A 6,245-nucleotide genomic window follows, 5' to 3' on the forward strand; every position below is an offset into this window, starting at 1 on the left:
GCGGTACCGGTCATCCCCGCGACCTGCGGGTAGCGGGCGATCAGCGCCTGCACGGTGATCGAGTCGAGGATCTCGCCGTGGTCGGACGGGGCGGCCATGTGCAGGGCCACCAGCGCGGAGGAGCAGGCGGTGTCGACGGTGACGGCCGGCCCTTCGAGGCCCAGGACGTAGGCGATCCGTCCGGACACCACGCTGCCGGCGGTACCGGTGATGAGGTGCCCCTCGGCGCCCTGCCCGGCGTGGTGCAGGCGGGGTCCGTACTCCTGGTAGTGCGAGCCGACGAACACCCCGGTCCGGCTGCCGCGCAGGGTCGCCGGGTCGATGCCCGCCCGCTCGACGGCCTCCCAGCCCGTCTCCAGGAGCAGCCGCTGCTGGGGGTCGGTGGCCAGGGCCTCGACGGGCGAGATGCCGAAGAACTCCGCGTCGAAGCGCCCCGCGTCGTGCAGGAAGCCGCCCTCGCGGACGTAGGCCCGGCCGGGTGTGTCGGGGTCGGGGTCGTACAGGGCGTCGAGGTCCCAGCCCCGGCCGGCCGGGAGACGGCCGATGGCGTCGCCGCCGGAGTCAACAAGCCGCCACAGGTCCTCCGGGGTGGCCACGCCGCCCGGGTAGCGGCAGGCCATGCCGACGATGGCGATCGGGTCCTCGGACGTGGGCGTCCCGAAAGCGTCCTGGCCGTCCCGGCCGGGCGCCGCGGCGGCCGTGTGGTCCGCCTCGAGAACGTCCGCTCCGAAGATCTCGCCGAGGAGGTGCCCGGCGAGGGCGGAGCAGGTGGGGTGGTCGAAGGCCAGCGTCGCGGAAAGCCGCAGTCCTGTGAGGGCGCCGAGACGGTTGCGCAGGTCGACGGCGGTCAGCGAGTCGAGACCGAGGTCCTTGAACGCCCGGTCCGGCTCGATCGCACCGGCGTCCGCGTGTCCGAGCACGGTGGTCACCTGAGCGCGGACGAGGTCGAGCAGCGTGGCCCGGCGCCCCTCAGGCGGCTGGCGGAGCAAGGAGTCCTTCAGCGCCGTGGCCCGGTCCGCGGTGCCGGGGTCTGCGTCGGTCAGGCGGCGGCGCCGGGGTGCGGTGGTCTTCCGGGCGAGGCTGCGCAGCAGAGGGTGGTCGGCGGCGTCGCCGGCCGTGAGGGAGCGGACGTCGAGGCGGGCGGCGAGGACGGCGCTCTCCGTCGACTGTTCGGCGGTGTCGAGGAGGCGCAGCCCGTCCTCCGTGGACATCGGCAACACACCCATCCGCCGCATCCGCGCCAGATCCGCCCGCTCCAGCCCTCCCGTCATCGCACTGCGCTGCTCCCACAGCCCCCAGGCCGCCGACACACCCGACAAGCCACGCGCCCGCCGGAACGCCGCCAACCCGTCCAAGAACGCGTTCCCCGCCGCATAACTCGCCTGCCCCGCAGCCCCCAACACCCCAGCAGCCGACGAGAACAACACAAACGGGCCCTCCGAATCCGCCATCACCCCATGCAGATTCCACCCACCCACCACCTTCGCCGCCAACACACCCTCCAGCCGCTCCCGCGACAACCCCTCCACCACCACGTCATCCAGCACACCCGCCGCATGCACCACCCCCGACACCCCACCCGGCAAACCCTCCACCACACCCCGCAACGCCGCACGGTCCGCCACATCACACACCACCGACCGCACCTCAGCACCCAGACCCGACAACTCCCCCACCAAAGCCCCCACTTCGCCACTACGGCTCAACAACACCAACCGACGCACACCCCGCTCCCGGACCAGATGCCGCGCCACCACACCACCCAGCACACCCGAACCACCCGACACCAACACCCAACCACCCACACCCTCACCCTCACCCTCCGAGGGAGATGCCCCAGGTACCGACGGGACACTCAGCACCAGCTTGCCCACATGCTTCGCCCGGCTCATCAACGCGAACGCCTCACCCGCCCGCCGCACGTCCCATTCCTGCCTCGGCAGCAACTCCAGTGCACCAGCCCTGAACAGTCCCACGACCTCGCGCAGCATCTCTCCCAGGCGCTCGGGGGCCACCTCCGCAAGATCGAACGCCCGGTACGTCACGCCGTCGTAGGCAGCGGCAACCTCTCCCGGATCCCGCACATCCGCCTTGCCCAGCTCCACGAACCGGCCCCCCGGACGCACCAACCCCAACGACGCATCCACCAACTCCCCCGCCAACGAATCCACCACCACATCCACACCCGAACGAAACACCTCCGCAAACCCCGCCGACCGCGACGAAGCAATACGCCCCTCCGCCACACCAAGCCCCCGCACCACCGGCCACTTCGACTCACTCGCCGTCGCACACACCTCCGCCCCCAACCACCGCGCCAACTGCACCGCAGCCATCCCCACACCACCCGCCGCCGCATGCACCAACACCGTCTCCCCCGACCGCACACCCGCCACATCAACCAACGCGTAGAACGCCGTCACAAACGCCACCGGAACCGACGCCGCCTCCACGAACGACCACCCCTCGGGGACCGGCACCACCACCCGCTCGTCCACCACGACAGAGGACCGGAACCCGTCCTGCCAGACGCCCATGACCCGATCGCCGATCGCGACACCCGTCACACCGGAGCCGATCCCGGTGACCAGGCCCGCTCCCTCACTGCCCATCCGCGCGTTCTCCGCGTCCGGGTACATGCCCAACGGGATCAGTACGTCACGGAAGTTGAGCCCGACGGCCCGGATCTCGATGCGCACCTCGTGCTCGCCCAGCGTGCGACTGCCCTGGGCCCCGCCGCCCTCGTTCTCGGTCGACGGGCCCCAGACGATCCCGTCGAGGGTGCCGTTCCCGGCGTGGGCGAGCCGCCGTTCCCCGGCCAGGTCCTCGTCGTCGGCCGGGACCGGCTCCGCCCGCTCCCCTGCCGGGGCCGGCATGTGCACGGGCGTCGGCGACTCCTCGCCGCGCACCAGCCGCGGCGCGAGAATGTCGTCGCCGCGGACAGCGAGTTGGGGCTCGCCCGTGGCCAGGGCACCCAGCACCGTGTCGGGCGTCGTGTCGGTCCGGTCGAGGACGTCGAGGAGGACGAAGCGACCGGGGTGCTCGGTCTGTGCCGAACGCACCAGTCCCCATACGGGTGCGGCCGCGAGGTGGTCCAGGCGTTCGCCGCCGTGGACCTGTACGGCGCCGCCGGTGACGAGGACCAGCCGGGACTCCGTGAAGTGGTCGCTCGCCAGCCACTGCTGCGCCAGCTCCAGCGCGCGGAGGGTGATGCCCTCGGCGGCAGCGGCCATGTCTTCGTCGGCGCACGGGGATGCTTCGGTCCGCAGGTCCACCAGGACGTGACCGGGCGCCGACGGCTCTTCCTCGCCCGTCAGGTGTGCCTGCAGTGCTTCCAGGCCGGCGTACCCGGCGTGCTCCGAATCCGTCACGGGCAGCCCCTCGGCCGTGTCGCCGAGCACCGCGACCCGCGGCGTTTCGCCCTTCTGGGCCGGTGCCGGTACGCGGGTCCAGGCGACCCGGTAGGCGGCGGCGACGCCGTCCTCGGGCGGGCCCGGAAGCCGCACCTCGTCGAGCGGACGTGTCAGGAGTGCGTCGGCAGACAGGACCGGCAGACCCGAGCTGTCCGTGACCTGGACCGAGTAGGCGCCCTCGGCGGTCGGTACGAGCGTGGCCCGCAGCCGCGTCGCGCCGGTGGCGTGCAGGGTGACGCCGGTCCAGAGGAAGGGCAGTCGGCCGATGGCCTCGTCGTCCGTGCAGGCGGGCCAGGCGTGGAGGGCGGCGTCGAGGAGCGCCGGGTGGACACCGAAGCCCGTCACGTCCGTCCTGGGCACGGAGACGTCGGCGAACAGTTCGCCCCGCGCCCCGCGCCAGACCTTGGTGAGCCCCTGGAACCGCTCTCCGTACGTGAGTCCTTGCTCGTGCAGCCGCTCGTAGAGGCCGGTGATGTCCACCGGCTGCGCGTCGGCCGGGGGCCAGCTCTCGCAGTCCGTGAGTTCCGGGTGCCCGGCGTCGCTCACGAGCGTCGCCCGTGCGTGCCGTACCCACTCCGTGTCCTCGGAAGCGGGGTCCTGGAGCCGGGCATGCAGGTCCACCGTACGGCTGCCGTCCTCCGCGGCCCCGGCGACCAGCACCTGCACCTGTGTCGGCCGGGAGGCGTCCAGGAGCAGCGGCGTCTCAAGGATCAGTTCCTCCACGCGGTCGCAGCTGACGGCGCCCCCAGCGCGCAGGAACATGTCCAGGAGGGCCGTACCCGGCACCAGTACGCGGCCGCGTACGGCGTGGTCGCGGAGCCAGGGCTGGTCCCGCAGCGACAGCCGCCCGGTGAGCAGGGCCCCGCCGGTCCCGGGCAGCGGCACCGCGCTGCCGAGCAGGGCGTGCCCGGTGGCTTCCGCGCCGTCCTGGTGTGTGGAGGTACGGCGACCGGCGCCGCCGTCCGCCACCCAGTAGCGCTTGTGCTGGAAGGGGTACGTGGGCAACTCGACCCGCCGGACCGGGCGGCCTTCGTAGGAGCGGGCCCACCGCACGGGTACGCCGGTGACGAACGCCTCGGCCAGCGACCGCATCAGGCGCGGCCGGCCGCCGTCGTCGCGGCGCAGCGTGCCGGTGACGGTGACGTCCGTCCCGTGGTCCTCGGCGGTGATCTGCACCCCGGTGGTCAGCACCGGGTGGGCGCTCGCCTCGACGAACCTGCGGAATCCCGCGTCGAGCAGGGCGCGTACGGTCTCCTCGAAACGGACGGCGGACCGCAGATTGCGGTACCAGTAGGTGCCGTCCAGTTCTGTTTGGGCGAGTTCACCTCCGGTGACCGTGGAGAAGAACGGTATCCGTGTGGGCCGCGGCGCCACGTCGGCCACCGCCTTCTCGACCTGAGCGCGGATGGTCTCGACCTGTTCACAGTGGGAGGCGTAGTCGACGGGGATGCGGCGGGCCCGGACGCCGCGCTTCTCGCAGTCCGCCATCAGGCCGTCGAGCGCCTCGGTGCCACCGGAGACCACAGTGGATCCGGGCCCGTTCACGGCGGCGACGGTCAGTTCCCCGTCGTAGGAGGAGATGATCCCCTCCACCTCGGCGAGGGGCCGCTGGACGGCCACCATTCCGCCGTGGCCCGCGAGTTCCTCGGCGATGGCCCGGCTGCGCAACGCGACCACCCGCGCCCCGTCCTGCAGACTCAGCGCGCCCGCCACCACCGCAGCCGCGATCTCACCCTGCGAATGACCGACCACCGCGGCGGGGCGCACCCCGAACCACTCCCACACCCGCGCCAGCGACACCATCACCGCCCAGAGCACAGGCTGCACCACCTCCACCCGCTCCAACGCCGCCCCATCACCCAACGCCTCCACCAACGGAACATCCATGAACGGCTCCAACGCCGCCGCACACTCCTCCAACCGCGCCGCGAACACCGGAACGTCCCCCAGCAACTCCAGCGCCATCCCCACCCACTGCGACCCCTGCCCCGGGAACACGAAGACGACGCGGTCGTCGGAGGGGGTGGCCGTGCCTCGGACGATGTCGGGTGTCTGCCGGCCCTCGGCGAGGTCGGTCAGGGCGCCGGCCAGGTCGGTGCCGCCGGCGCCGAGGACGACCGCGCGGTGGTCGAGCACGGCGCGTGTGGTCGCGAGGGTGTGGCCGATGTCGCAGCTCCGGGCGGGCCCCTCCTGCGCGAGCGGAAGCAGGCGCCTGGCCTGTTCACGCAGGGCCGCGTCGGACTGTGCCGACAGGGTCCAGGGTTCGAAGGTGCCGCTGGAGCGGTGGTCGTCGTCGTGGAGGTCGGCGTCCGGCCCCTCTTCCAGGATGACGTGGGCGTTGGTTCCGCTGACGCCGAACGAGGAGACTCCGGCCCGCCGGGGCCGTCCCGTCTCGGGCCAGTCGCGCGGCGCGGTGAGGAGGGACACGGCGCCGGAGGACCAGTCGACGTGAGCCGAGGGCTCCTCGGCGTGCAGGGTGCGCGGCAGGGTGCCGTGCCGCAGGGCGAGGACGGTCTTGATGACGCCCGCGACACCGGCGGCGGCCTGGGTGTGCCCGATGTTCGACTTCACCGACCCCAGCCACAGCGGCCGCTCCGGGTCCCTGCCCTGCCCGTACGTGGCCAGCAGCGCACCGGCCTCGATCGGGTCGCCCAGCTTGGTGCCCGTGCCGTGCGCCTCCACCACATCCACGTCGGAGCCGTCGAGCCCGGCGTCTGCCAGCGCCGCCCGGATGACCTGCTGTTGTGCGGGGCCGCTGGGCGCGGACAGGCCGTTCGACGCCCCGTCCTGGTTGACCGCGCTGCCCCGCACGACCGCGAGCACACGGTGTCC

Annotated in this window: 1 protein-coding gene; it reads right to left on the reverse strand. The window is 72.7% G+C overall.

What is annotated here, in order from left to right:
• The coding region (locus ABZ863_RS35175; protein ID WP_358544061.1) for an SDR family NAD(P)-dependent oxidoreductase at positions 1 to 6,224 on the reverse strand (6,224 nt) is incomplete at its 3' end.
• Positions 6,225 to 6,245: the final 21 nt, after the last annotated feature.

The sequence above is a fragment of the Saccharomonospora sp. NPDC046836 genome (genome assembly GCF_040645195.1).
In the GTDB taxonomy this organism is placed as follows: domain Bacteria; phylum Actinomycetota; class Actinomycetes; order Mycobacteriales; family Pseudonocardiaceae; genus Prauserella_A.